A 24,885-nucleotide genomic window follows, 5' to 3' on the forward strand; every position below is an offset into this window, starting at 1 on the left:
GGAACAAGGCCATCGACAGACGTCGGCTTGTTTCGCCTGGTGGTCCGGTCCGGCGCGTCGGTGTGCCATCCGTATCGCGGAGATCGACCATTCCAGTGTCGAGGTCAGCGGGTGTACCGCGTCGTCGGCCGGGCTTTGTGGATCGGCCATCGTCGCCGTCCGAGGTGACGGAACGAACGTGGATTGTCGACAATATTATTGGCAATCGTGGCGCTCAGACCTATGATCGGTCTGCCTCCGACAGCATGGCGGGTTCCAGCGCGACCTGACGGGCGCGTTCGCGGAACCGCTCGGAAAGGATTGTCGATGACAGCGTCTGCGATCGGTCGAGGACCGGTCCTTGTGGTTAGCGCACATGCCGCCGATTTCGTCTGGCGGGCCGGTGGTGCCGTCGCACTGAGCGCCTCCCGGGGGCAGCAGGTGCACGTGCTCTGCCTCACCTTCGGCGAAAAGGGAGAATCGCAGGGGCTGTGGAAGCAGCCCGGGATGACCCTCGATCGGGTCAAGGAGGCGAGACGGGACGAAGCGAGCCGGGCGGCGAAGGTCCTCGGTGCCGAGATCGAGTTCCTCGACGTGGGCGACTATCCGCTGCGCCCGACCGACGCGCTCTACGACAGCGTCACCGCGACCATCCGGCGGGTGAACCCCGCCATGATCATTACCCATCCCGCCAAGGACCCGTACAACCTCGACCACTCGCTCACCCACGAGATCGTGCTGCGGTCCCGGATGGTCGCCCAGGCGGCGGGACACGACCGCTCCACCCAGCCGATCGGGGCTACCCAGGTGCTGCAGTTCGAGCCACACCAGCCGGAACAGTGCGGTTTCGTACCGAACCTGCTGCTCGACATCTCCGGGGTCTTCGAGCGGAAGGTCGAGGCGATGCGGATCATGGGAGCGCAGGGCCACCTGGTCGCGTACTACACCGACCTCGGCGTCCGGCGTGGCGTGCAGGCGGTCCGCAACGGCGGTGCCCGGTCGATCACCCACGCCGAGGCCTTCCAGCGGGTGTTCCCGGTCGTCGGAGACGAACTCCTGTGAGCAGCCACGTCATCGTCCGGACCGATGTCGCGCCGCCGGCGGATGCCGTCGGGCGGCTCGGCGAACTCGGTGTCTCCACCGTGCACGAGGCGCAGGGCCGTACCGGGCTGCTCGGTCACCTGCTCCGGCCGATCTATCCCGGCGCCCGGATCGCCGGCCGGGCGGTCACCGTATCGGCCCAGCCGGGCGACAACCTGATGATCCACGCGGCGGTCGAACAGACCCGGCCCGGCGACATCCTCGTGGTGACCTTCACCTCGCCGACCACCGACGGCGCCTTCGGCGAACTGCTCGCCACCTCGCTGCACGCCCGTGGGGTGCGCGGCCTCGTCATCGAGGCCGGCTGCCGGGACGTGGCCGAGCTGACCGAGATGCGGTTCCCGGTGTGGTCACGGGCCGTCTCCGCGCAGGGCACGGTCAAGGCGAGCCCCGGCTCGGTGAACGTACCGGTGGTCATCGGCGGTGCGTACGTCCGGCCCGGCGACGTCATCGTGGCCGACGACGACGGGGTCGCCGTGGTGCCGCGCGAGCGGGCCCAGGCGGTTGCCGCCGCGGGCACCGATCGGCGGGCCAAGGAGGAGGAGAAGCGTCGGCAACTGGCCGACGGCGTGCTCGGCCTGGACATGTACAGCCTTCGCCCGCTGCTGGACCGGCTCGGCGTCCGGTACGTCGACGCGACCGATGGCGGATCGACCGATGGCGGATCGGCCAACGACGGATCGACCGATGACGGATCGGCGGACGACGGATCCGCCGGTCCGGAGGTTTCCTGACGCTGCACGGCGACGACGCCCGGCGAGGCGACGTCACCGGGTCGAGACGACGAGTTGCTGGGACCGGTGGTCGGACAGGCCACCGGTCCCGCCGCCGATCCGGTAGGAGTGCACCCGCACCGCCGGGGAGACGAAGGCCCAGTCCAACTGCCACCAGCGGGGCCAGCCGGAGGTGTCGGACCAGGTGGCGGGAAAGGGCGACGACGTGGCGTGGTTGGCGCTGCGCAACCCGTCCGGCACCTTGGCCAGGTCACCCATTGCCGGGCTGGTGTTGAAGTCGCCGGCGACCAGCCGTGGGTTCGGGTTGGCCGTCACGTCCCGGGCCAGCGCCCGCCACTGCGGCTCACGCTGCGCGTGCTGCTCGCGGACGATCCGGTAGAAGTCGCCGTCCAGCAGGCTGTGGTCCGGCGACAACTGCACCGGCAGATGCAGGTTGTACGTCGACAGCACCCGCCCCCGCCCCAGGTCCAGGTCGGTACGGAGCACCTTGTACCGCCAGTGCTCGGCCGAACCCGCCAACGCCGGGGGCATGTCCGGCGCCTCCAGCGGAAGCCGCCGCAGGATCGGGAAGCGGGAGAGGGTGACCAGTTCGCCGACCACCGCGAGGTGGAAGCCGGGAAACTCGGCCAGCAACTCATCGAGCGCGGACTCGGCCGGGCCCGACGAGTACGCGTACCAGTACTCCTGTAGGAGGTAGACGTCGGCGTCGGCGGCCCGCAGCAGTTCGTGCATGGCCGCGGTCTGCCCGCCCTCGTCCCAGTACCCGGTGTTCCAGCTGAAGATCCGGATCGCGTCCGGAGGCGCGGGCCCGTCCGCGCCGCGCAGCCCGGCGACGTTCACCCCGGACAGCGGCCCACCGAGCAGCAGCGCGGCGGCGGCGAGCAGCGCCACCGGCCGTCGCGAGCGCCGACAGGGCGCGGCGGCAGTGGCCAGCAGCACCGGGACGACTCCGAACGCCGGCGGTGGCACGGCGTCGACCACGAGCCAGAACCACCACTGGCCGCTGAGCACCAGGTGCGTCACGGTGAACGCCAGCCAGAGCGCCCCGGCGGCGACGAGGCAGGTGTAGAGCCACCACCGCCAGCCGCGTCCCCGCGTCGCCGGGGCGGCCCGGGGCCTGATGCCGACCGGTGCACGGGTCTGCGGCGCGGAGAGCGTCACGCCGTCCCCCGCAGCGCGGACCCCTCGACCGGGAAGGAGGCGTCGTAGAGCTGCCGGAAGGTCCGGGAGACCAGCCACTGCACCGTACCGGTGGCGACCCCGGCCGTGATGGTGACGTTGACCAGGAAGTGCAGCACGGCGAAGTAGAGCAGGAACGGTAGGCCGTGCCGGCGGCGGACGAAGCCGTACATGCCGGCGTCGCAGCCGAGCGAGACGGCGAGCAGCGCGATCGGGACGACCGCCCCCCACGGGCCGAGCAGGGCCGGCACCGCCAGCGCGGGCAGTACGGCGAATGCGGCCAGACTTCCCCAGGCCCGGGCGGCGGTCTCGAAGCCCTGTCCGAACCGGCGGGCCCGGGCATAGAGCGGAATGCGGAGCCGGCCACGGTGGAACAGCTTGCGGAGCAGGCCGATCAGTCGGTGGTCGTGGTCGTGCCGGCCGCGTACCCCGGAGGTGAGCACCAGCCGGTAGCGTCGGCTCAGCCGATAGCCGTAGTCGACCTCCTCGGTGTGCCGCAGTGCCGGGTTGAACGGGCCGATCTCGTCGAACACGTCACGCCGGATCACGCACACGGCCGGGAAGAGGAACGACACGTCACCTTCCGAGCTGATCGACCAGTAGTGGTACTGCAGGCCACGATATCGGGCCACCGCCGTGTCGTGCAGCAGCGGTTCGGGATCCTCGATGCCACAGACCGCGCCGATCCGGGAGTCGCCCTGGACCAGCCGTACCGCGTTGGCGACCGCGTCCGGAGCCAGGACGAGGTCGGAGTCGACGTAGCAGAGGAGTTCGCCCCGGGTGTGCGCGGCGCCGATGTTGCGGGCCCGGCCGCACCCGCCGTTGACCCCGGTGCTCACCACCGGTACGCCGAGCGCCTCGGCGACCGCGACGGACTGGTCCGTGCTGCAGTCGTCCACCATCAGGATCTCGATCTCCGGATACGTCTGGTCCAGAATGGACCGCAGGCACAGGTCCAGGGACTCGGCGTAGTTGTAGTTCGGCACGATCACCGAGACGAGTGGTCGATCGCTGGCCGGGAAGTCCTCCGGGGTCATCGGGTAGCCACCTCCGGCCGGTCGTAGAGGCCGCGGAACCGGCGCGAGGCGACCCAGGCGACCGCCCCGGACAGCGCCGCGACGGCGATCACCAGGTTCAGCAGGAAGTGCATCGCGACGAAGTATCCCAGGAACACCACCCCGCGTTCCCGGCGGACGAACCGGTACATCGGCAGATCACCGGCCAGGCAGGCGGCGAAGGCGACCAGCGGTACCGCGAGGTACGCCGGACCGAGCAGGAGCGGAAGGACCACGGTCAGCACGGTCAGCAGGGCGGCGATGCTCACCCAGGCCCGGGGACCGCTGCTGAGTCCGCCGGGGAACTCGGGCTTGCGGGCGTACATCGGGATGTGCAGCGCGGTCCGGGTGAACACCTTGCGGACCAGCACCCCGAGGTCGTGGTCGTGGTCGTGCACGCCGCGCACCCGGGGCGACAGCCAGATCTGGTACCGCTGGGCCAACCGCATCCCGTAGTCCGCGTTCTCGGTCTCCCGCAGTCGCGGGTTGAACGGCCCGATCTCGGCGAAGACCCGGGCCGGAATCGCGAGCAGCGCGGTGTACAGGGTCATGATCCGGCCCTCGTCGGCGATCAGCCAGTAGGACTGCTGGAGGCAGCGGTACTCCTCCAGCAGGCTGTCCCGGACCAGCGGCACCGGATCGTAGTTGCCGCATATCGCGCCGATCTCCGGATCGGCGCCGAGCAGTTCCACGGCGTTGGCCACCGCGTCCGGTTTCGCCGCCACGTCGGAGTCGACGAAGAACAGGATCTCTCCCGTCGCGTTCGCCGCACCGAGGTTGCGGGCCGCCGCCGGTCCCGAGTTCCGCGGGGTACGCAGCACCCGGGCGCCGTACGACCGGGCGACCGCGACCGAGTCGTCGGTGCTGCAGTCGTCCACCACGATGATCTCCACGTTCGGATAGGTCTGTTCGCGGAGCGAGTCGAGGCACAGGCCGAGGGCACCGGCGTAGTTGTAGTTCGGCACGATCACCGAGACGAGTGGTTTGTTCATGGGTCCATCCAGTTCAGCAGGTTCGGGTAGCGGGCACCGATCTCCGCCACGGTCAGGGTGGTGCCGATCAGGACGGCGCTGGCCACGATCATCCGGTCCCGGAGCAGAGCCCGGATGGGATCGCCGCCGGCCTGCCGGACCAGCACCGTCTGGAGATAGCGGAACGCGGCGAGCATGCCGAGCGGTACCACCACGGCCAGGGTGACCGGGCGCCAGGCGCCGAGCGGCGCGTCGGTGTTCAGGTAGAGCAGGAACGTGGTGCTGGTCAGCGCGGCGTTGAGCCCGAGCAGGTGGTCGGCCAGCAGCAGGTTGTATCCGGCCAGTGCGGGCCGGTGTGCCACCCCGGCGACGGTCAGCTCGTGTCGCCGCTTGCCGAGGATGAGTACCAGACAGCCGCCGAAGACGGCGGTCAGCAGCAGTCCGGACGGGGCGGCGCCGCTGGCCGCGTACCCCTGGAGGACCCGCAGCACGAAGCCGGCGGCGACCACGCAGATGTCCAGCAGCGGCAGGTGTTTCCACCACCGGCTGTACGCGACGCTGAGCCCGAGGTAGCCCAGCAACGGCCACCACGACAGGCCGGTCGGGCCGATGATCACCATTGCCGTCAGCAGCCCGGCCAGCCCGGCCGCGAAGAGTCCGGCCACCGGCACCGTGATCCGGCCGGCGGCGATCGGGCGGTGCCGCTTGACCGGATGCGTCCGGTCGAGCCGGCGGTCGGCGATGTCGTTGACGACGTAGATCGTCGATGCGGCCACCGAGAACGCCAGTACGGCCCAGCCGGTCCGCAGCAGCGTCGCCCCGGTCCACTGCGGCACGTCGACCAGTGCCAGCGGTACGGCCAGCAGATTCTTGACCGCGTGACCGGGCCGGGCCAGCACGATCAGGTCCCGGGCCAGCGCGACGAGGTACCGGGCCGATGCGCGGAGTCGGTGGACCGCGGCGAGGACTCCGGCCGGCGCCCCGCTCGCGGGTCCGACGGCCCGGTCGACCACGGCCACCACGCCTTCGTCGACCACGGCCACGACGCTCCGGTCGACCGCGTTCTCGACGCCCCGCTCGACCGTGGCCCCGAAAGCGGCCTCGACGGCGGTCACCATCGACTCCAGGTCACCATCGACTCCACTCAGAAGAAGATCTTGGCGAGGGCCAGAGCGCCCTGTCGCCACGGGTCACGGCTGGTCCGGCCGCCCCGGGCCGGCCTCGTCCGGTGCCGCTCCGCCCGCCACCACTCGTAGGTGCGCAGAATCGCGTCCTGGTTGGAGAGCCGTGGGGTGAAACCGAGCCGCTCCCGGGCCTTGTCGACGCTCACGTACGAGTCGTGCCGGAGCTTGTGCAGCAGCCGGCCGTACACCGGGGAGAGCCGGGCCCGCTCCAGCAGGCCGAGCGCGGCGAGCGCCGGGGCGGCGGGTACGCCGACGACCCGTTTGCCGTGCCCGGCGGCGTCCAGCACCGCCTGGAAGTCCTCGCGCAGGGTACGGAACCGCTGCGCGGCGAGGTTGTACGTGTCGTCGGCCACCTCGTCCGGCGCGGCCAGTACGGTGACCACCGCGTCCACCAGGTCGTCGACGGCGAACATCTGGATCCGTACGTCGCCCCGGCCCAGTACGGGAAAGTTCCGGCCCTCCTCGGCCCACTCGAAGAGCATCGCGAACAGCCCCATCCGGCCCGGCCCGAGGAAGGTCTTCGGCCGCAGGATCGCCACCGGCAGCCCGGTGCCCCGGTGCCGTTCGGCGATCTCCTCGGCGGCCGCCTTGGCCGCGCTGTACGTGTCGACCGGCTCCCGGGGATGCTCCTCCGGAGTCGGCACCTGCCGGGGCAGCCCGTACACGGCGGTCGACGAGATGTGGACGACCCGGTCCACCCGGGCCCGGCTCGCCGCGCCGAACACCGCGTCCGTGCCGTCGACCACGATGGACCGGATCTGTGCGGCGGGATAGCTGGGCAACGCCGCCGCGCAGTGGATCACGACGTTCGCCCCGGCGGTGGCCCGGGTCATCACCTCGGGGTCACGGATGTCGCCGCGCACGGTGACGCCGGGGTCGGCCCGGAGGTCGACGCCGCGCACCTGGTGCCCGTCGGCGGTCAGTCGCTGGACCAACCGGGAGCCGAGCATGCCGGCGGCGCCGGTGATGGTGATCACCACAGGGTGGACCCCACCTTCTGGGCGACGAACCGGGTGACGAGGCGACCCAGGCCCTGGTCGAGCACCTCGGCGAGCGCGTCGGTGCCGCGCTGTACGTCGGCGGGGTCGGTGACCAGCGACGGCCCGATGATCAGTGGGTTGCGGCCGTTGAGGGTGTAGTAGGTGAAGATGTCATGGTCCTGGTAGAGCGCGTTGATCACCGCGCAGGTGACCAGCTTCGCCTTGAACCTCGGGTCCCTGGCCATCCCGGCGGGAGCCAGCCGGGCCACCAGGTCGAGGATCTTCGGCCCGCCGTCGATCTGTACGCCCCAGAGCGCACCGGCACCGGCGACCCGCCCCACCGCGTCCGGAAACTCCTTGGCCAGCCGGGCCAGCGCCGGCTCCAGCACCAGCTCCAGTTCACGGGCCCGGGCCGGGTAGTCGTCCTCCACGACGATGTTGATCGCCTCGATCGCGGTGACGCATTCCTCGCCCATGCCGTAGTACGTGGTGCTGGTGCTCTGCAGGAGCGCGTCGGTCAGGTTGTCGTACGCCCGCCGGAAAACCTTTTCCCGGGCGACGAATGCAGAGATCGATGACTTTCCGCCGCCGAAGGACTTTGATGTGGTAAGAACGTCCGGTACGAGGCCCGGATATCGCATGAAGTAGAACAGGCTGCCGGTCTTACCCCACCCGGTGTAGATCTCGTCGAATATGAGCACGATGTTCTGCCGGTCGCACAGCTCGCGGACGCCACGGAGGAAATCCTCGTCGCACCACTGAATGGTGGAGGCACTGAACGGCTCGACGATGAGCGCGTACACGTCATCGGCGTGCGCCGCCACGGCCGCGCGGACGGAATCCAGATCACCATAGGTAAATGTTGCAATGCCCCCGATGGTGGGGAAATCGAACTGTGGCTGCCCGGTCAGGCCACCCGAGCCCAGGAGCTTTCCGTGAAATCCGCAGTCCGCCCGGAGGATGGTTCCGCGTCGGCCGCCGTGGTACTTGTAGGCCAGCTTGACGGCGCCCTCGACCGCCTCGGCACCCGAGTTGGGCAGGAACGACATCCGCAGGTCGCCCGGGAGCAGTTGCGCCAGGTTGTGCCCGAGCGCCGCGAGATAGGGGGAGAAGTACGTCTTGTGCACCTCCATCCGGCGGTCCCGCGCGAACCGCTGCCGAGCGGCCAGGATGCGCGGATGGTTGTGGCCGTGGTTGAGCACCCCCACCCCGCCGGTGAGGTCGAGGATGCGACGGCCGTCGCGGAGCTGCAGATAGGCACCTTCGGCACGTTCGACCAATTCCCGACCGAAACCGAACGAGGTCATCAGGCTGACCTGGCTGGAGTTGACGTACCGGCGATAGAGGTCGTGCACCTCGCGGACGGTGAGCCGCTCGCAATCGGACAGGCTGACCAGATTGGACATGCCGAGACGCTATCCGATTACCGTTGAGTTTTGACTGGACCGGCACTGGACGCGACCTGGATTACGTAAGGCAACGCTTGCCAGCCGACAACCCGGTAGATAACTTGGGTCGCGACACAAACAATCTCCATTGGTCAATGTCCCTAACAGATTCTCCGCGTTCTGGGCTAGAGGTGCTGCACATGTCGCCGACGGTGTCGGTCATCATCCCCGTGCACAACGGCTCCAAGACCCTGCGCGCGTGCCTCGCGGCGGTCTACGCACAGCGACATCCCGTCACCGAGGTGATCGTGGTCGACGACGCCAGCACCGACGACACCCGGGAGATCGCCGCCGGCTTTCCGTGCCGGCTGCTGACCTCCGACCGGAACACCGGACCGGCCGCCGCCCGCAACCGGGGCATCCGGGCCAGCGCCGGTGAGCTGCTGTTCTTCGTCGACTCCGACTGCGCGCCGGAGCCGGACGCGTTGGGCAACGCGCTGGCGATCCTCCGCGAGCACGCCGACGTCGCCTGCGTACACGGCATCTACGCGGTCCAGCCACTCTTCGACGACGGGCCGGTCGAGGCGTACCGGCTGCTGCACGGGCACCACTGGCGGCTGCGCAACATCGGACGGGTCCGGACCACCCTGTTCGCGGTCTGCGTGATCCGCCGGTCCGTCTTCGCCGAGGTGGGGCTCTTCGACGAGAACCTCCGGGCCTCGGAGGACGTCGAGCTCGGCGACCGGATGACCGAGGAGCACGGGATCGTGCTGACCGACACCGTGGTGTGCCGGCACGACGACGACAGCCACCTCGGCCGGCTGCTCCGCAAGCAGTTCGGGCGCTCGCAACTGCTGATCCCGGTCGCGCTGGCCGAACGCGGGCCGGCCGGGATCCGGGCGAACGGTCCCGTCGGGCTGCTCAGCGCCGGCCTGGTGCCGCCGGCCGTACCGCTCGGGTTGCTCGATCCCGCGCTGCTGGCCGTACCACTCGGCCTCCTCGTCCTGTTCGTCGTCGCCGACCCGGGCCTGCTCCGGTTCGTGATCCGCCAGCGCGGCCCCGGCTTCGCGGTGTTCTTCTACGGAGTCCATCTGCTGGTCCAACTCGCCGTGCTCGCCGGTGCCGTGGCCGGTGGACTGCGTCATCTGGTGGACCGGAACTTCGGCCCGGCCCGGGTCGCCACCGGAAAACCGGGCCGATGAGCGGACACCGGGTCCGGGTCGGGTACGCCCAGACACTGCACTACCTGCTGTTCGGCGTCCGCGCGGTGCAGTTCCGGTGCTCCCGACCGGCCCTCGGCGGTCGGCACTGGCCGGTGTTCGGGGTGCCGGGGCAGAGCGTGGCGTTGACCATCGACGACGGCCCGCATCCCGAGTGGACGCCCCGGATGCTGGACCTGCTCGCCCGGCATCGGATCCGGGCCACGTTCTTCCTCGTCGGAGCCCGGGTACGGGAACGCCCCGACCTGGCCCGACGCATCCTGGCGGCCGGACATGTCCTCGGCAACCACTCGATGTCCCATCCACAGCCGTTCGCGGCCCTGCCGGCACCCTCGGTACGCACCGAGATCGCCGCCACCCAGCGGGAGATCGAGGACGCGACCGGGGTGGAGCCACGGCTGTTTCGGGCCCCGGGCGGGAACTGGTCGCGGGACGTCCTGCGGGCGACGGCCGAGTCCGGCCTGCTGCCGGTGGACTGGACGGTCAATCCGAGCGACTGGCGAAGTCCCGGCGTCGACCGGATCACCCGGTCGTTGTGCCGGGGCCGGGCCGGCCACGTCCTGCTCTGTCACGACGGCGGCGGCGACCGGTCGCAGACCGTCGCGGCCCTGGAGACGGCCCTGCCGCGGCTGCTCGACCGGGGACTGCGGTTCGTCATCCCCGGCGGCGGCCGGTAGGTGACGCCCATGCGGATCCGCCTCGTCCCGTCGTGGCCGCCACGTCGACGAGGCACCGACAAGTGCGAAACCGGGCAGCGCGGCCCGACGGTCTGGGGGGAGTACAGCCATGCCAGAGGATGACCTGTCGATTCTGCTGCTGGGTCCGATCAGGGCCGCCCGGGGTGGTACAGCGCTCTACCTGGCCACCCCACGCCAGCGCGAGGTGCTGGCGGTGCTGGCACTGCGCAGCGGCATGGTGCTGTCGGTACCGCAGATCGTGGACGCGATCTGGAGCGAACGCCGACCGGACTCGGTGGAGAACATGGTGCACACCTACATCGGCCGGCTGCGCCGGGTGCTGGAACCTCCCGGGCGACCGCCGGCGCTGGCCCGGGTGCTCCGCTCCACCCGTCCCGGGTACACCCTGGACCTGCCGGCCGAGGCGGTCGACATCACGCTCTTCGAGCGGGACGTCAAGGTGGCCCGGGCGGCCCGTACCCAGGGCGACCTGTCCCGGGCGCTCTGCTACTTCCAGCAGGGGTTGGCCCGCTGGTCCGGGCTGGCCCTGCAGGAGGCCGCCGGCCCGTTGGCGGAGGCGGAACGGATCCGGCTCACCGAGCTGCGCCAGGACGCGGTGGAGGAGAGCACCGGAGTACGGCTGCTGCTCGGCGACGTCGAGAACCTCGTCTCCGAGCTGCGGTGCATGCTGGCCGAGCAGCCGATGCGGGAGCGGCTCTGGGAGCTGCTGCTGGTCGTACTCGGCCAGACCTCGCGCCGGGCGGAGGCGCTGACCGCGTTCGAGGACGCCCGGGTCACCCTGGCGGACCGGCTCGGTGTCGAGCCCGGCCACCGGCTGCAGGACCTGCATCGCCGGCTGTTGCGCAGCGAGCCGGTCAGCGTACGGCCGTGGTGGGAGCGCCGGGTCCCGGTCTGAGGCGTTCCCGCCGGTCCCGGCCGCCGCCCGGCCTCGTCGACATCCGGGCGGTCCGGGGGCGGTCTGCCGACGAGGGCGCCGGCCGCGCCGTTCGGGGTTCCGGAGTGTCAGGGCCGGATGGTCAGGGCCGGGCGGTGTCGTCGCCCGGGTCGCCGATGCCCCGACCCGCCGTCGCGGCCGGTGCGGTCAGGACGAGGAAGACACCGGACGGCCCGGGGCCGAGGCGGGTCGGCAGCCCCTCGGCGACCGTGAGGCCACAGCTTCGGACCAACCGCAGCAGTTCCCCGGCCTGGGCCGTGTCGTAGACCTGGACCAGGATCCTGCCCCGGGCGGTGAGCATCCCGGGCAGTCGACGCAGCAGGGTCGCCGACTCGCTCTCGGACAGGTAGTAGATGACCTCCCGGAGCAGGATCGCGTCGAACCGGTCCGGGGTGTCGAAGGTACGGATGTCGGCGACCTCGAACGAGGTGTCCGGACGGCCGATCGCGCGGGCCTGGTCGATCGCCCGGCGGCTGATGTCGACCCCGTGGTAGCGCCGGTACCGCCCCGGGGCGAGCGGCAGATTGGCGCTGGTACCGCAGCCGAGGTCCAGGATCGTCGGGTCCGGGGCCCACCGTGCGATGAGCGACAGCGGCATGCCGCCATCGGACATCCCGTCGAGAAAGCGCCAGAGGCCCAGCGCGTACTGGGCGTTCCACAGCGCCGCGTTCATTCTCCGGTTCGGCCGGACCAGCTTCCGCAGCGGCGCCATCGTCAGCCGGGCCACCACCCGGACCAGGGGATTCGTCATCAGCTCACCGACCTTTCCGACTTCTCCGATCGCGTCGCCGCCGGTCTGTCCCGACCGTGCCGGCGCCGATGCAGGTACTGGGCCAGCAGCAGCCCGCCCGCACCGACCGCGACCTCGCTGAGCGCGCAGACCAGCCGGCTGGCCAGCACCACCGGGGTGGCGACCGACGCCGGCATCACGGTGACCAGGCCGACCATCAGGACGGCCTCCCGGACCCCGAGGCCGTCCGGGACGAGCATGACCAGCAGGCCGGCCACGGTGGCGGCCGCGAAGCCCGCGACGCAGACCAGATAGGACCGCAGCGGTGGAGCGCCGGCGGTGACCGCGAGCAGCCAGAGGTGGTGCCCCGAGATCACCCAGGACAGCGACTGCGTGACGATGGCCCGGCGTACCCCGGCCCGGGACGCCGTGACCTGCGGGGGTCGGCGACGCAGTAGCCGGGCCAGCGCGTCCAGTCCTCGGTTGAGCAGCTCGGGCCGGACGAACAGTACGGCCAGCGGCAGTACGGCCAGCAGCAGCCAACCGGTCGCCCCGGGCAGTACGCCGGGCCCGGCGGCGAGCGCGACGGTCATCCCGGTCAGCGCCACGACCGTCCAACTGAGGAGGAAGACGCCGGCCAGCCGGACCGGGCCGACGTCGATCTCCTTGCCCATCCGCAACAGCACCGGCAGCGCGACGAAACGGCCCGGCACGAACTTGGCGAGGAACCCGACGAAGAACAACCGGGCGGCGGTCCACCGGTCCACCGCCGCACCCAGGTCGGCGAAGAGGGCCTGCCAGGAGACCAGCCCGAGCAGCAGCCCGACCGCGTTGACCAGCAGCGCGCCGATCAGGACCACGGTGACCTGCGCCGGATCCAGCCGTTGCGCCAGCGATCTGACCGGGGTCCAGTCCTGGCTCCGCAGGAACAGCACCAGCCCGGCCGCCAGCGCCAGCACGAAGACCACCGTCAGCGCCCGGTTCGCCAGCCGCCACCAGGTGTGTCCACCGGCTCCGGCCGTCCGCCGGCCCGCCTCGGCGGGCGCGAGGGTGCTCATCGTCCCCCCTCGTTTTGCTCGGCGTCCCGGCGAGCTGTCCAGAGCCGGCTGGTTCGCCGGGCCATCGCCCGCGCCACCCCGAGCGTCAGGCCGGCGAACTCCGTGAGGTGGGTCAGGAAGCGGATCAGCGTCGCGTAGAGCAGGAACCCCGGTCCGCGCTGGCGGAGCGCGAACGTCAACAGCTCCCGGTCGGCGGCGAGGAATCCGGCCAGCAGGGCCAGCGGCACGGCCAGCAGCCAGGGCGAGGCGACGGCGAGAGGCAGGGTGGCCACCGCCGACGCGCTGGCGAGCATGCCGGCAAGGGAGCCGAGGTCGATGCGGTGTGGATCCCGCCGCTCCGGACCGGACGCCGACCCCGATCCGTCCGCCGGAAGCGGATCTCCTGCCGAGGTGGCGACCGCCGGGCGCGGTCCGGGCATCGCCGGTGGTGTCCACCGGGCCACCACCACCGCCCCGGCATAGGTCAGCGCCCGCCGGAAAAGCTCCGAGAGGTACGGCCAGAGCCGGTCCACGTCGTCGTGCCGGCCGATGACCCGGTCACTCGTCCGGATCTCGTACGACGCCGGCAGGCGGGTGCCGAACTCGACGTCCTCGGCGTCGCGGAGCCGTTCGTCGAAGCCGCCGACGGCATCGAAGACGGGCCGGGGGACCGCGGTGAGCGCGAACATGGTGCTGGAGGTCACGCCGACGGCCCGGCGCCGCCAGTAGTGCTCGAACAGCGTCTTGTAGGACTCGACCGGCCCGTCCGCGAACAGCGGGTGCAGGTCGTAGATCCCCTGCACGACGCCGCAGCGCGGATGCTCCCGCAGCGCCCCGACCGCCGCGGCCAGCGCGTCCGGGGCCAGTGCGATGTCCGAGTCGACGAAGAACAGCACCTCGCCGGTTGCCCGGGCGGCCCCGGCGTTGCGGGCCGCCGAGACGCCCCGGTTGGCGGGGAAGGCGAGCAGGGTGCAGGGGAATCCGGCCGCGATCTGTCGGGACCGGTCCGTGCTGGCGTCGTCGACGACGATCACCTCGGCCGGCGGAAGAGTCTGCGCGTAGACCGCCGTCAGACAGGCCCGGAGCGTCTTCTCCTTGTTGTAGTTGGGGATCACCACCGACACCCGTACGGCGTCGGTTCGGGCGGGTGCGGGGGTGCCCCCGCCGTGCTCGACCCGGTCGGGCCGGTACGCCCCGTCCCGCTCCGCAGCGCCGTACGCCGGGGTGCCGGTCTGCCGGGCGGTCCGGGCCGCCTGGCGGAGCGGGACCGGGAGCCAGCCGAGCAGGACGAGCCCGGTCAGCACGTACAGGTTGCTGTAGAGCAGTGCCCAGTCGTCGAAGTGGAGATCCTGGCCCCGCAGCCCCACGAGCACCCAGCCGGTGCCCGCCACGAAGGCGAGCCAGCCCAGGCCCACGGCGGCGAGCCCGACCCGGCTGCGGAGCCGCCAGGCCCGCTCGGCGAGCACGGCCAGGGCTGGCACCGCCCAGACCCAGTGGTGGTGCCACGAGATCGGGGAGACCAGCAGGCCGGTCGTCGCGCAGGCCAGCACCCCGAGCAGTTCCTCGCCGGCCCGCACACACCAGACCGCGACGGCGAGGCCGGCGGCGCCGACGAGCGCCACCAGCAGCCATCCGAGCCGCAGATCGCCGGAGTCGGTCAGCCGGGCCAGCGCGCCGGGCAGGGACTGGTTCAGGATCGTCCGGAGGTCGGCGGTGACCCGGGAGGTGTCCAGGATCGCGCCGGACCAGTACGCCGACGAGTCCTCCGGCCGCCAGCAGAACCCGACGGCGACGGTGCCGAGGAACCCGCCGACCGCCGTCGCCGCGGCCCGTACCCGGCCGGTGGCGAGCAGGAGCACCACGAAGACGAGCGGGGTGAGCTTGATTCCGGCGGCGACCCCCACCCCGAGGCCGTACCACCAGCGGTGCTGATCGCCGGTCAGGTCGACCAGCACGATCAGCATCAGGAACAGGCCGACCTGGCCGACCTGCAGGTGACCCGACACCGCGAACATCGGCAGCGCGGCGACCGTGCCGACCAGCGTCAGTGTTCCGAGACGCGGGTCCGGCACCCCGGTCGAGCGCAGCGCCAGCCGGAGCACCGCCGCCAGCGCGAGCATCGAGCCGAGTGTCCAGATCCCGATCGCGACCTGCGGGCCGACGGCCGCGAAGGGCTGGAACAGCAGCGCCGCGAACGGCGGGTAGGTGAAGCCCAGTTCGATCCCGTCCGCGCCGCGCACGGCCACCTGGTAGAGACCGCCGTCGCCGGCTTCGGCGGCGGACCCGCCGGCCCGGTAGACGGCGAGATCGCCCCAGTACCGGCCGGTGACCCGGTGCACCGCGACGGCCCCGACGGCGACCAGCGTCGCGAGCAGTGCCACGGCGGCACCCCCGGAAGCCGCACCGATCCGGGGCCGGAGCGGCACGTTCGTAGCGGTAGCGGGCGCCATCACCGATCTCCCTCCGTGGCCGGCGGGCACACGCTAACAATCGACCTACCGCGATTTCTGGAACGTGTCTGGATTACCCAGCGTCCAGAGCGGGTGGCGTTGTCCCGTACCGGAAATCGGCGATCCGGCCATCCGCGGGGTGCACCGGCGGTGGGGCCGCGGACCTGCCGGCCCGAATCCGCTGGGCGCCCGGTGCTCCGATCGGGAACGGTCGGCGTCCGTCACTGTCGATCGGCGACGACGCAGACACGGAAGGTAGTCATGAACAATCCGACCGTACGACGAACCGGCGGGCCGGCGCGGGAAATCATTGACGCCAGCAAACCGACCGATCCTCCTCCCTCCATGGTGGAAACGATGACGAAGCAGTGGGAAGGCTCGGAACCGCCCCGGGTGATCGCGGTGGCCCGGTTCCTCGGAGTGCTCAGCGCGATCGGCGTGTTCGTCATCTATCTCGCCGGGCTCGCGGTCTCCTACCGGGCCGCGGGCGGCCTCGACGTGGAGGTTTCCGACTCGCCAGCCTGGCTCTATCCCGTCGTGGTGGTCGGTCTGGTGATCGTCGGCAGCCTCGGGTTGGTCGCGGCCACCATCGATCCGCAGCGGACGTCCCGGGTCTACCCCTGGCTGCTGGTCGGCATCGGTACCGTCACCCAGATCCTCTTCGGGTTGGTGCTGACCGACCAGTCGCTCGACCCCCGGAACATCGCGGTGATCGTGCTGCCGCCGTTCACCGCCGCGCTCTCCATCGCCGAGTTCGCCCGCGAGCTGCGCAACCTGCTCCGCCCGCAGTCCTGATCAGCGGATGCGACAGGTCACTCCCGGCCGACCTCCCGATCCCGGCGTACCGTCGTCTTGCGGCCCTTGATGGTGCTCTGCCGCAGCCGGGCGATCACCTCGTCCGCGGCGGACCGTGGCACCTCGACCAGCGAGAACCGGTCGGCGATCTCGATCGACCCGATCTCCCGGCCGCTGACCCGGGTCTCGCCGGTGATCGCACCGACCAGGTCCTGCGGGCGGATTCCGGCCCGGCGTCCGACGCCGATGAACAGGCACGCCATGTCGGCCGACCGGGACCGACCGGCACCGGTACGCCGGTCGTCCCGACCGCCGTCCCGACCGCCGTCGCGGCGGGGACGGCTGTCCCGGTCGCCCCGGAACGCCACCTGCGGGATGTCCTCCTCGTCGACCGCGCCGCCCGTCGACTCGTGCGCCAGCCGCACCGCGGCGAGGGCCACCTCCATCACGTCGAACTCGTCGGTGAGGGTCTCCACGATCACCCGGAACGGATCCAGGTCGTCCTCGAGCAGGCTCTCGTGCAGCGCGGCCCGGGTCATCTCCAGGCGCCGGGTCCGCAGGTCGGCCACGGTCGGAATCTTGTCGATCGAGATCCGTTGCCCGGTGGTCCGCTCGATGGTCTTGAGCATCCGGTGTTCCCGGGGTTCCGCCAGGGTGATCGCGATCCCCTGCCGGCCGGCCCGGCCGACCCGGCCGATCCGGTGCACGTACGACTCCGGCGCGGACGGCACGTCGTAGTTGACCACGTGGGTGAGCTGCTCGATGTCCAGCCCCCGGGCGGCCACGTCGGTCGCCACCAGCAGGTCTGCGGTGCCCGCCCGGAGCCGGCCCATCACCCGGTCGCGCTGCTCCTGGGTCATCCCGCCGTGCAGTGCCTCGGCCCGGTATCCCCGACCGTTCATGGTCTCGGTGAGCCGGTCGACCTCCTCCCGGCTGCGGCAGAAGACGATGGCCGCGGTCGGCGCCTCGACGTCGAGGATCCGGCCGAGCGCCGCCGGCTTGTGCGATCGCGCGACGACGTACGCGGTCTGCCGGACCAGTGGCGCCGTGCCGGAGGGGGCCGGCTGGCGGCCGATCTCGATCCGGGCCGGATCGCGCAGGTGCTGTCGGGCCATCCCGTCGATCCGGCTCGGCATCGTCGCGGAGAACAGCACCGTCTGCCGCTGCTCGGGCACGTGTTGCAGGATCGCCTCGATGTCCTCGGCGAAACCCATGTCCAGCATCTCGTCCGCCTCGTCCAGCACCACCGTGACGAGGCTGCCCAGCCGCAACGTGTCCCGGGAGATGTGGTCCAGTGCCCGCCCCGGGGTGGCCACCACGACGTCGACTCCGCCGTCCAGCACCCGCAACTGCCGGGCGATCGGCTGTCCGCCGTAGATCGGCAGCACCCGTACGCCGAGGTCCCGACCGTACCGGTGGATCGCCTCGGAGACCTGGACGGCCAGTTCGCGGGTCGGTACCAGGATCAGCGCCGTCGGCTCCCCGGAGCGGCGGTCGGCCGGCATCCGCTGCAGTAGTGGTAGCGCGAAAGCGGCGGTCTTTCCGGTTCCGGTGGCCGCCTGTCCGAGCAGGTCACGCCCGGCCAGCAGCGGTGGGATCGCCTCCCGCTGGATCGCGGTCGGCTCCTCGTAGCCCAGCGTGCTCAGCGCGTCGAGGAGTTCGGCCCGCAGCCCAAGATCGGCGAAGGTGGCGGAGTCGTCGTCGGTGCCGTCGGGGCTCGTGGTGACCACCGGATCCGGTGGTGCGCTTTCGGAACTCATACCGTCAGCCTTCCACCACGCCGGAGTGCGTGGCTCGGCGACCGGCCATCCGGGCCGCCCGGGGGGTGGTCCGGGCCCGGCGCCGGCTCGTCCGGCCCGGTCAAACGGCTGATGTGATCGGTGGATCGGCGCTGGTCGAGCGTTCCGCGCCCGGCCGGGATCCGAGTCCTCGGAGGGGCGGAACCTGTAACTTCACCGTAACTTCACCGCCCCTCAACGGGCATTCAGCCCGTCCCTGCACTATGCTGCCGGCAGAACCAAGTCGTCCGTAGTCGTGGAATACAACACCGTATTGGTCAGGTGGCTGGTGGATGAGTGATCGCCGTAAGGATCAGAGTGACAGGTCCGGGACCGAGTCGGGCGGATCCGCCCGGGCACTGGGAACACGGGACCGGCTGCTTCGCGCGGCGATGGATCTCTTCGCCGAGCAGGGCTACCGGAAGACCACCATCGGGGAGATCGAGGCGCGGGCCGGCCTGGCACCGCGATCCGGGGCGCTCTACCAGTACTTCGCCAGCAAGGAGGAGGTGCTCCGGGCCGGCATCGAGCGGCACATCGAACAGTTGAGCGTGCTCACCTCCGCGCTCGACCTGCTGCCGCTGGCCGACCTCCGGTCCGAGATCATCCTGCTCGGGCGGTGGAACCTCCAGGACCTGAACCGCCGGGAACCGCTGTACCGGCTGGTCCGGCAGGAGGGCGAGGTCGTTCCCGGGCTCCTCGACCAGCTACGGGAGGCCGTACACGACAGCCCGCACCGGCGGATCGCGGAGTGGATCAGCCGCAGCGCCGAGGCCGCCGGCACCGCGCACGTGGACGCCGAAGCACTGGCCCTCATCGTCGCCGGCTCGATGGGCCACTACCGCACGCTTGAGTCGATCTACGGACGTAAGCCGCTCGACATCGACGACGAACGGTTCCTTGCCACCTGGGTCGAGGTGTGCATCGCCATCGCCCAGCACTTCGGCCTCGACGCCGCCCGGGACAGCACGTACGGCCGCGACGGTTTCGCTCGTCCCGACCGACCCAGGAGCGCCAGGAAAGAGGACTCCGCGCATGCCAGAGACACCTGACGCCAGGGCCCGTGCCCGGCGGGTACTCGCCGTCTGTTCCCTCGCCGCCTTCATGGCCTTCCTGGACGTCACCATCGTCAACGTCGCCTTCCCGGATCTCCAGCGTTACTTCCCCACGGTGCGCGAGGACGAACTGTCCTGGGTGCTCAACGGCTACAACGTGGTCTTCTCCGCGGCCCTGGTCCCGGCCGGTCGACTCGCCGACATGGTGGGCCGGCGGCGGCTGTTCCTGATCGGGCTGCTCCTGTTCACGGTGGCGTCGGCGGGCTGCGCCGCGGCCCCGTCCGTCTGGTGGCTGATCGCGGCCCGCGTCGTGCAGGCGATCGGCGCGGCGGCGGTGATCCCGAGTTCGATCGCCCTGCTGCTCCACGAGTACCCGGCGGAGCGCCGGCTCGCCGCCACCTCCATGCTGGGCGCCTGCGCGGCCGCCGCCGCGGCCTTCGGGCCCACCGTCGGCGGCGTGCTGATCGAGGTGCTCGACTGGCGGCTGGTCTTCCTGGTCAACGTGCCGATCGGGGTGGCGACGATGATCTGGGGCGCGCGCGTACTGCGGGAGTCGGCGGACCAGCGACGGGGCAGGATGCCCGACCTGCTCGGTGCCGCCGCCCTCGCGCTGGGGCTCGGCGCGCTGGCGCTGACGATAACCAAGGGCAACGACTGGGGCTGGACCAGTGCCCGTACGCTCGGTCCCTTCGCCGGGTCGTTCGGCCTGATCGGCCTGGCGCTCTGGAGATCCGCGCGACATCCCGCACCCGTGGTGGAACTCGGTCTGCTCCGGCTCCGTCCGGTCGCGGCCGGCAACGCCGCCCTGGTCCTGTTCTCCATCGGGATCTACGGCAAAATTCTGGTAGATGTGCTCTATCTCAGTAATGTGTGGCATCTTCGGCCGGTGTTGACGGGATTGGCACTCGCGCCGGGCCCGTTGATAACCGCCGCGTGTGCGCCGGTCGCCGGAATCTTGGCCGACCGATTCGGCGGAAAGCGGATCGCCGGTATCGGTGTGGTGGTGTACGGGCTTGGTTGCGTGTGGTTTGCCACGGTTCCTGGAGTTGAGCTCAATTATCTGACTGAATGGTTGCCAGGTTCGTTCCTTACTGGTATTGGAAACGCGATGGCTTTTCCCGTGTTGACCGGAGTTGCCGTCGCGTCGCTTCCGGTCTCCCGGTTCGCCACCGGCAGCGCGGTCAACGCCACGGCCCGACAGGTCGGTGCCGCCCTCGGGGTCGCGGTGGTGGTGGCCATCCTGGGCTCGCTCAGCGGACCCGAGAGCCGGGACGCCCTGCTACGCGGGTTCTGGTGCACGGGCGCGGCGTCCGGACTGGCCCTGTTCGCGGTGCTTGCCCTGCGCCGGTCCCCGGCCGTGCTGCCGGTCGGAGCGGGTCCACCGCTGTCCGCGTCCAGCGCGCAGGACCGGGTCGGCTGAGCCTGCGCCCGACCCGGTCCTGCCGGGATCCACTCAGCCGCCGACCAGGATGGTCAGCACGGCCAGCACCGAGATGAACACCGCCGCGCAGCTCGCCGCCACCGTGGTGATCCGCCGGTTGACCAGCTCTCCCATCAGCGACGCGTCCCGGGTGAAGAACACCAGCGGCCAGAGCGCGAAGGGGATGCCGATGCTCAGCGTGACCTGGCTGAGCACCAGCGCTCTGGTCGGCTCCAGGCCCAGGGCCAGGATGCCGAGCGCCGGCACGATGGTGACCAGCCGGCGCACGGTCACCGGGATGGACCGACGGAGGAAGCCGGCGAGGATGACCGAGCCGGCGTACGTGCCGACCGAGGAGGAGACCAGCCCCGACACGAGCAGGGCCAACCCGAAACAGGCCGCCGCGAGCGCACCGGACCGCTCGTCGAAGAGGTGGTACGCCTGCTCGAGTTCGGTGACGCCGCTGCCGGCCAGGCTGCCCGCGGCTATCGCGATCAGCATGACGTTGGTGGCACCGGCCACCAGCATCGCCGCCACCACGTCGATCCGGGTGGCGGTCAGCAGCCGCCGCCGGGCCGGAACGGTGCGAACCACGCCGAAGCGGTCCCGGATCAGCGCGGAGTGCAGGTAGATCGCGTGCGGCATGATCGTGGCGCCGAGGATCGCCGCGGCGAGCAGGATGGCGCCCTGGTCCGGCAAGTCGGGTATCACACCGCCGGCCAGGCCTCGAGGTGAGGGCTCGGCGGTGACGGCCGCGTAGCCGAAGCCGAGAAAGATCAGCGCCAGCATCGCCGCGGTGAGCCGCTCGAAGCTCCGCTGCCCGTGCCGGGTCTGCACGATCAGCAGGACGAACGCGACGGCGCCGGTCAGCAGCCCGCCGGCCAGCAGCGGCACACCGAACAGCAGGTAGAGGGCGACGGCACCGCCGAGCACCTCGGCGACGTCGGTGGCGATGGCCACCACCTCGGCCTGGCCCCAGAGCAGGTAGACCACCGGCCTGGGAAACCGTTCACGGCAGAGTTCCGGCAGGGTACGACCGGTGGCGAGGCCGAGCTTCGCCGACAGGTACTGGGTAAGCACGGCGAGCAGATTCGCGAGCACCACGACCCAGACCAGTTGGTACGCGTACTGGGAGCCGGCCGACACGTTCGTCGCCACGTTGCCGGGGTCGACGTAGGCGATCGCCGCTACGAACGCCGGACCCAGCCGAATGACAAGGTGTCCGAGGGGCATCTTGCCGGTAATGGATGAGTTCAGCTTCGGTGAATGATGTGCGACATTACTCTGGGCGCTCGAACGGGTACCATTCTGTGATCGCACCGTGCCTCCAGTCTGCGTAGGTACGCATCCCCCGGCGGGTAATTCGTCAAGTTTCACAACTCGCCTGAGGGCCCTCAATACGGACGTTGTGACGGATCACCGTCTTGAGGTTGCTCCTTATATTGTTGACTTCATGTAGTCGTAGTTTGTACGCTTCGACGCTGTCAAGGCTTTAGATTCCCGGCTGATTGGCCGCATCGGCTTGACTGATCAAGTTGCTTGTTTGGGGGGCCACATGCGACTTGCACCGCAACCTTCTTCGGTCGCCACCCCCGTGCCCGGTGCGCGGGTGCCGGCCCAACGCACGATCGTCGGGCCCGGCGCCGTCGCCGCCGTACCGGCGGAGGCCGAGGCGATCACCGGCGTTCCGGCGGCGCAACTCCGCGCCGTCCTCGTCGTCGGCCCGGGATTCGACACCCGGTCCTGGGCCGAGCGGATGGTCGCCGCGCTGCGACCGCTGCCGATCCGGCGGTACGTCCACCCGGGCCCGGCAACCCCCGACGGCGTGTTGCGACTGGCACGGCTGCTCCGCGGAAGCCGCCCCGAGATCGTGCTGGCGGTCGGCGGTGGCACCGTGCTCGACACCGTGAAGGCGGCGGTGGCGCTACAGCCGTACCCCGACCTCGACGAGCGCGACGTGGCGCGGGGGTGCGACGACCCCGAACTGCGGCGGCGCTGGCCGGTCGACGCTCCCGCCCGACCGGCGGTGGTCGCGGTGCCCAGCACCCCGGGCACCGGAGCCGAGGCCACCCCGTTCGCCACCCTCTGGGACACCGCCGCCGGCCGGAAGCTCTCCCTGGCCGGTCCCGAGCTGCTGCCCCGGACCGTGATCCTCGATCCGGACCTGCTCGTGGGGCTGGACCGGACCGTCCTCGCCTGCGCCGTGCTGGACACGATCTGCCAGGGCGCCGAGGCAGCCTGGTCGATCCGCTCCACCCCGGCGTCGACCGCCTTCGGCCTGAGCGCACTCGGCGCCGCCGCCGGTGTGCTGGACCGGCTCGTCGCCGGACGACTCGACGACGCCGGGCGAGAAGCCCTGCTCCTCGCCGGCCACCACTCCGGCAGGGCCATCGCCGAGGCACCGACCTCGTCCTGTCACGCCATCTCGTACCCGCTGACCCTGTGGTTGGGGCTGGCGCACGGGCACGCGTGCGGGGTGAGCCTGCCGAGGTTGCTGCGTCACAACGCGGATGTGACCACGGCGGACTGTGCGGACCCGCGGGGTGTCCGGCACGTCCGGGCGGTGGTCGACCGGATCGCCATGGCCCTGGGCGCCGACGTGGCGGCATCCGGGCCGGACGGAGCAGGCGGGCCGGACGGAGCAGGCGCCGCACGGGCCGCTGCCGCCGCCGCACGGGTCGAACGGCTGCTCGTCGGAGCCGGTCTGACGCCCCTGGAAGGGCTACCCGTCGACGCGCACGACCTGGCCGTCGAGGCCCTCAACTACCCCCGATGCCACGACAATCCGCGCCGGCTGGACGTCCCCGTCCTCAGCCGGCTCCTCGGCACTCCGCTGGGACTGGAGGAGTCATGCTCGTAGACCCGTTCAAGGTCGCGCACTGGATGAACGCCCGCAAGCACACCGCGACGCAGGTCGCCGAACTCGCCGGGGTGCCCGGGGAAGAGTTGACCGGCCTGCTCGGCGGCGGCATCGCCGAGGTCGACGACGCGCTGCTGGGCCGCATCGCGCTCGCACTGCGCGTCGATCCGGCCCAACTCTGTGCCCAGGGCGCCCGGGACCTGACCGTCGTACACCAGACGGCGGACGCGCTCGCCGCCACCTGCCGGCCGATCCAGCGCGACGGAATCCACTTCTACAACTACTACTCGATGGCGGCGCCGCCCGGCCGGGTGGCGCCGGTCATCCTCGACATCCTCTGCCCGGCCGACCGGCTGCCCGCGCTCAACAACGGGCACCTGGAACCGGCCATCACGGTCAACCTCGGCCCGGGAGACATCCACGGCCGGTGGGGACCGGAACTCACCCCGCAGACCTGGCAGGTGTTGCACGCCAACCCCGGCGACGACCCGTGGATCGTCGGCGACTCGTACGTCGAACCGTCGTACTGCCCGCACAGCTACTCGCTCGCCGGTGCCGCGCCGGCCCGGATCGTCTCCTACACCGGACAGTCGAACATGGCGCCGGTGATCGAGGAGGCGAACGCGTGGTCGGACAGCGCCTATGCCCGGTACCTCGAACTGCTCGACGGCGGGCTCTCCCCGGGAGACCTGCTGGACCTGCTGCTGGCCCGGCGCGGCTACCAACGGTCCTCCGCCGCCGAGGCGATCGGCGTCGACCCGGCGGCGCTGGACAAGGCGGTCAGCGACCCGGTGGCCGGGATCCCCGTGCTCCGGGCCCTGGCCCGGACGGTGGGACTGGACTACCGCCTGCTGCTGCCGGCCGAGCGGAGCCACGACGCGGTCGGCAAGTCGTACCGGGACGTGCCGGACGCCCGCGCCTCGCGCCGCCGGCTCGGCCCGTACGAGGTGGCCTCGATGGCGAGCGCCCCGCACCTGCCGGACCTCACCGGGCTCTACCTGCGGGTCGACCCGGACGCCGCCGAGCTGCCCGGTGCCGACCTGGTGGAGCCGGCCGAGTCGCACTACCTCGTCGCCGGCGGCGAACTCACCCTCGACTGGGACGACGCGCAGGGGCAGCGCCAGAGCACCACCCTCTCCGCCGACGGCTCGGCCTGGGTCGGCCCGTTCGTCCGGCACCGCTGGTCCGGTGACGGGGCACTGCTGAAGTTCGGCTCCGGCTCCCACGTCGGCTATCTCGACCTGGTCGAACTGACCAACACGTACGCACCGGCGGCGACCGCCCGACGAGGCCGCCGCGACCTGTCCAGCTGGGGATACGACGAGGGATAGGTGGCA

At 71.2% G+C, this 24,885-nt stretch carries 21 protein-coding genes; 10 read left to right on the top strand and 11 right to left on the bottom strand.

Annotation, left to right across the window (positions count from 1 at the left end; all coding sequences use genetic code 11):
• The first annotated feature begins 306 nt into the window (after window positions 1-306).
• Entirely contained in the window at window positions 307-1,041 is a 735-nt protein-coding gene (locus I0C86_RS14325; protein WP_196201705.1) for a PIG-L deacetylase family protein, read from the top strand.
• Window positions 1,038-1,814, top strand: a complete 777-nt coding sequence (locus I0C86_RS14330) for a 4-carboxy-4-hydroxy-2-oxoadipate aldolase/oxaloacetate decarboxylase (protein ID WP_196201706.1) — start codon at window positions 1,038-1,040, stop codon at window positions 1,812-1,814. Before I0C86_RS14325 ends, I0C86_RS14330 begins: the two co-directional genes overlap by 4 nt.
• 33 nt (window positions 1,815-1,847) lie before the next feature.
• On the opposite strand, the gene I0C86_RS43375 is transcribed toward I0C86_RS14330, so the two are convergent.
• The 6 genes from I0C86_RS43375 to I0C86_RS14360 are packed head-to-tail and all read right to left on the bottom strand — an operon-like array spanning window position 1,848 to window position 8,490.
• Window positions 1,848-2,975 carry an endonuclease/exonuclease/phosphatase family protein gene (locus I0C86_RS43375; RefSeq protein ID WP_196201707.1) on the bottom strand — a complete coding sequence of 376 codons (1,128 nt, stop codon included), beginning with the start codon at window positions 2,973-2,975 and terminating at the stop codon, window positions 1,848-1,850.
• Window positions 2,972-4,030, bottom strand: coding sequence for a glycosyltransferase family 2 protein (locus tag I0C86_RS14340; protein ID WP_196201708.1), 1,059 nt, complete (start codon window positions 4,028-4,030; stop codon window positions 2,972-2,974). The genes I0C86_RS43375 and I0C86_RS14340 overlap by 4 nt, the downstream gene beginning before the upstream one ends.
• Window positions 4,027-5,040 carry a glycosyltransferase family 2 protein gene (locus I0C86_RS14345; protein ID WP_196201709.1) on the bottom strand — a complete coding sequence of 338 codons (1,014 nt, stop codon included), beginning with the start codon at window positions 5,038-5,040 and terminating at the stop codon, window positions 4,027-4,029. Before I0C86_RS14345 ends, I0C86_RS14340 begins: the two co-directional genes overlap by 4 nt.
• On the bottom strand, window positions 5,037-6,137 hold the full coding sequence (locus tag I0C86_RS14350; protein WP_196201710.1) for a UbiA prenyltransferase family protein: 1,101 nt from the start codon (window positions 6,135-6,137) through the stop codon (window positions 5,037-5,039). The genes I0C86_RS14345 and I0C86_RS14350 overlap by 4 nt, the downstream gene beginning before the upstream one ends.
• A 26-nt stretch (window positions 6,138-6,163) precedes the next feature.
• Window positions 6,164-7,183, bottom strand: coding sequence for an NAD-dependent epimerase/dehydratase family protein (locus I0C86_RS14355; protein WP_196201711.1), 1,020 nt, complete (start codon window positions 7,181-7,183; stop codon window positions 6,164-6,166).
• A complete protein-coding gene (locus I0C86_RS14360) occupies window positions 7,177-8,490 on the bottom strand; it encodes an aspartate aminotransferase family protein (RefSeq protein WP_230394149.1) in 1,314 nt (437 codons plus the stop codon). The genes I0C86_RS14355 and I0C86_RS14360 overlap by 7 nt, the downstream gene beginning before the upstream one ends.
• 281 nt (window positions 8,491-8,771) lie before the next feature.
• On the opposite strand from I0C86_RS14360, the gene I0C86_RS14365 reads away from it, so the two are divergent.
• From I0C86_RS14365 to I0C86_RS14375, 3 genes are all read left to right on the top strand, one after another.
• Window positions 8,772-9,773, top strand: a complete 1,002-nt coding sequence (locus I0C86_RS14365) for a glycosyltransferase family 2 protein (protein WP_196201713.1) — start codon at window positions 8,772-8,774, stop codon at window positions 9,771-9,773.
• A complete protein-coding gene (locus I0C86_RS14370; RefSeq protein WP_196201714.1) occupies window positions 9,770-10,468 on the top strand; it encodes a polysaccharide deacetylase family protein in 699 nt (232 codons plus the stop codon). The genes I0C86_RS14365 and I0C86_RS14370 overlap by 4 nt, the downstream gene beginning before the upstream one ends.
• A gap of 109 nt (window positions 10,469-10,577) precedes the next feature.
• The gene (locus tag I0C86_RS14375) at window positions 10,578-11,384 is read left to right on the top strand and encodes an AfsR/SARP family transcriptional regulator (protein WP_196201715.1); all 807 of its coding nucleotides are present in this window, start codon (window positions 10,578-10,580) and stop codon (window positions 11,382-11,384) included.
• Window positions 11,385-11,505: 121 nt separating this feature from the next.
• Here I0C86_RS14375 and I0C86_RS14380 read toward each other — a convergent pair whose 3' ends face one another.
• Genes I0C86_RS14380 through I0C86_RS43385 form a run of 3 tightly spaced genes read right to left on the bottom strand, consistent with a single transcriptional unit; the run spans window position 11,506 to window position 15,640 of the window.
• Window positions 11,506-12,174, bottom strand: coding sequence for a class I SAM-dependent methyltransferase (locus tag I0C86_RS14380; RefSeq protein ID WP_196201716.1), 669 nt, complete (start codon window positions 12,172-12,174; stop codon window positions 11,506-11,508).
• On the bottom strand, window positions 12,174-13,211 hold the full coding sequence (locus I0C86_RS43380) for a lysylphosphatidylglycerol synthase domain-containing protein (protein WP_230394139.1): 1,038 nt from the start codon (window positions 13,209-13,211) through the stop codon (window positions 12,174-12,176). The genes I0C86_RS14380 and I0C86_RS43380 overlap by 1 nt, the downstream gene beginning before the upstream one ends.
• Window positions 13,208-15,640 carry a glycosyltransferase 87 family protein gene (locus I0C86_RS43385; RefSeq protein WP_230394140.1) on the bottom strand — a complete coding sequence of 811 codons (2,433 nt, stop codon included), beginning with the start codon at window positions 15,638-15,640 and terminating at the stop codon, window positions 13,208-13,210. Before I0C86_RS43385 ends, I0C86_RS43380 begins: the two co-directional genes overlap by 4 nt.
• Before the next feature lie 357 nt (window positions 15,641-15,997).
• Here I0C86_RS43385 and I0C86_RS14395 point away from each other — a divergent pair, with 357 nt between their 5' ends.
• The gene (locus I0C86_RS14395) at window positions 15,998-16,435 is read left to right on the top strand and encodes a hypothetical protein (RefSeq protein WP_196201717.1); all 438 of its coding nucleotides are present in this window, start codon (window positions 15,998-16,000) and stop codon (window positions 16,433-16,435) included.
• A gap of 17 nt (window positions 16,436-16,452) precedes the next feature.
• Here the strand turns inward: I0C86_RS14395 and I0C86_RS14400 are convergent, their stop codons facing one another.
• Window positions 16,453-18,195, bottom strand: coding sequence for a DEAD/DEAH box helicase (locus tag I0C86_RS14400; RefSeq protein WP_196201718.1), 1,743 nt, complete (start codon window positions 18,193-18,195; stop codon window positions 16,453-16,455).
• Between the two features lie 311 nt (window positions 18,196-18,506).
• Between I0C86_RS14400 and I0C86_RS14405 the strand changes: the two genes are divergently transcribed.
• Window positions 18,507-19,265, top strand: coding sequence for a TetR/AcrR family transcriptional regulator (locus I0C86_RS14405; protein WP_196201719.1), 759 nt, complete (start codon window positions 18,507-18,509; stop codon window positions 19,263-19,265).
• Window positions 19,249-20,688: an MFS transporter gene (locus I0C86_RS14410; protein ID WP_196201720.1), complete on the top strand. Its 1,440-nt coding sequence runs from the start codon at window positions 19,249-19,251 to the stop codon at window positions 20,686-20,688. The genes I0C86_RS14405 and I0C86_RS14410 overlap by 17 nt, the downstream gene beginning before the upstream one ends.
• A gap of 33 nt (window positions 20,689-20,721) precedes the next feature.
• Here I0C86_RS14410 and I0C86_RS14415 read toward each other — a convergent pair whose 3' ends face one another.
• Window positions 20,722-21,921 carry an Nramp family divalent metal transporter gene (locus I0C86_RS14415; RefSeq protein WP_196201721.1) on the bottom strand — a complete coding sequence of 400 codons (1,200 nt, stop codon included), beginning with the start codon at window positions 21,919-21,921 and terminating at the stop codon, window positions 20,722-20,724.
• Window positions 21,922-22,297: 376 nt separating this feature from the next.
• Between I0C86_RS14415 and I0C86_RS14420 the strand changes: the two genes are divergently transcribed.
• Window positions 22,298-23,548 carry an iron-containing alcohol dehydrogenase gene (locus I0C86_RS14420; protein ID WP_196201722.1) on the top strand — a complete coding sequence of 417 codons (1,251 nt, stop codon included), beginning with the start codon at window positions 22,298-22,300 and terminating at the stop codon, window positions 23,546-23,548.
• Window positions 23,539-24,879: a cupin domain-containing protein gene (locus tag I0C86_RS14425; protein ID WP_196201723.1), complete on the top strand. Its 1,341-nt coding sequence runs from the start codon at window positions 23,539-23,541 to the stop codon at window positions 24,877-24,879. The genes I0C86_RS14420 and I0C86_RS14425 overlap by 10 nt, the downstream gene beginning before the upstream one ends.
• Window positions 24,880-24,885: the final 6 nt, after the last annotated feature.

This window comes from Plantactinospora alkalitolerans (assembly GCF_015690345.1).
GTDB lineage: Bacteria > Actinomycetota > Actinomycetes > Mycobacteriales > Micromonosporaceae > Plantactinospora > Plantactinospora alkalitolerans.

Bases quoted from the DNA above. Each gene is read 5' to 3' on its own strand.
- I0C86_RS14325 (WP_196201705.1), top strand. From the start codon at position 307: ATGACAGCGTCTGCGATCGGTCGAGGACCGGTCCTTGTGGTTAGCGCA.
- I0C86_RS14340 (WP_196201708.1), bottom strand. From the start codon at position 4,030: ATGACCCCGGAGGACTTCCCGGCCAGCGATCGACCACTCGTCTCGGTG.
- I0C86_RS14345 (WP_196201709.1), bottom strand. From the start codon at position 5,040: ATGAACAAACCACTCGTCTCGGTGATCGTGCCGAACTACAACTACGCC.
- I0C86_RS14350 (WP_196201710.1), bottom strand. From the start codon at position 6,137: ATGGTGACCGCCGTCGAGGCCGCTTTCGGGGCCACGGTCGAGCGGGGC.
- I0C86_RS14360 (WP_230394149.1), bottom strand. From the start codon at position 8,490: ATGACCTCGTTCGGTTTCGGTCGGGAATTGGTCGAACGTGCCGAAGGT.
- I0C86_RS14365 (WP_196201713.1), top strand. From the start codon at position 8,772: ATGTCGCCGACGGTGTCGGTCATCATCCCCGTGCACAACGGCTCCAAG.
- I0C86_RS14370 (WP_196201714.1), top strand. From the start codon at position 9,770: ATGAGCGGACACCGGGTCCGGGTCGGGTACGCCCAGACACTGCACTAC.
- I0C86_RS14375 (WP_196201715.1), top strand. From the start codon at position 10,578: ATGCCAGAGGATGACCTGTCGATTCTGCTGCTGGGTCCGATCAGGGCC.
- I0C86_RS14380 (WP_196201716.1), bottom strand. From the start codon at position 12,174: ATGACGAATCCCCTGGTCCGGGTGGTGGCCCGGCTGACGATGGCGCCG.
- I0C86_RS43380 (WP_230394139.1), bottom strand. From the start codon at position 13,211: ATGAGCACCCTCGCGCCCGCCGAGGCGGGCCGGCGGACGGCCGGAGCC.
- I0C86_RS43385 (WP_230394140.1), bottom strand. From the start codon at position 15,640: ATGGCGCCCGCTACCGCTACGAACGTGCCGCTCCGGCCCCGGATCGGT.
- I0C86_RS14395 (WP_196201717.1), top strand. From the start codon at position 15,998: ATGACGAAGCAGTGGGAAGGCTCGGAACCGCCCCGGGTGATCGCGGTG.
- I0C86_RS14400 (WP_196201718.1), bottom strand. From the start codon at position 18,195: ATGAGTTCCGAAAGCGCACCACCGGATCCGGTGGTCACCACGAGCCCC.
- I0C86_RS14405 (WP_196201719.1), top strand. From the start codon at position 18,507: ATGAGTGATCGCCGTAAGGATCAGAGTGACAGGTCCGGGACCGAGTCG.
- I0C86_RS14410 (WP_196201720.1), top strand. From the start codon at position 19,249: ATGCCAGAGACACCTGACGCCAGGGCCCGTGCCCGGCGGGTACTCGCC.
- I0C86_RS14415 (WP_196201721.1), bottom strand. From the start codon at position 21,921: ATGCCCCTCGGACACCTTGTCATTCGGCTGGGTCCGGCGTTCGTAGCG.
- I0C86_RS14425 (WP_196201723.1), top strand. From the start codon at position 23,539: ATGCTCGTAGACCCGTTCAAGGTCGCGCACTGGATGAACGCCCGCAAG.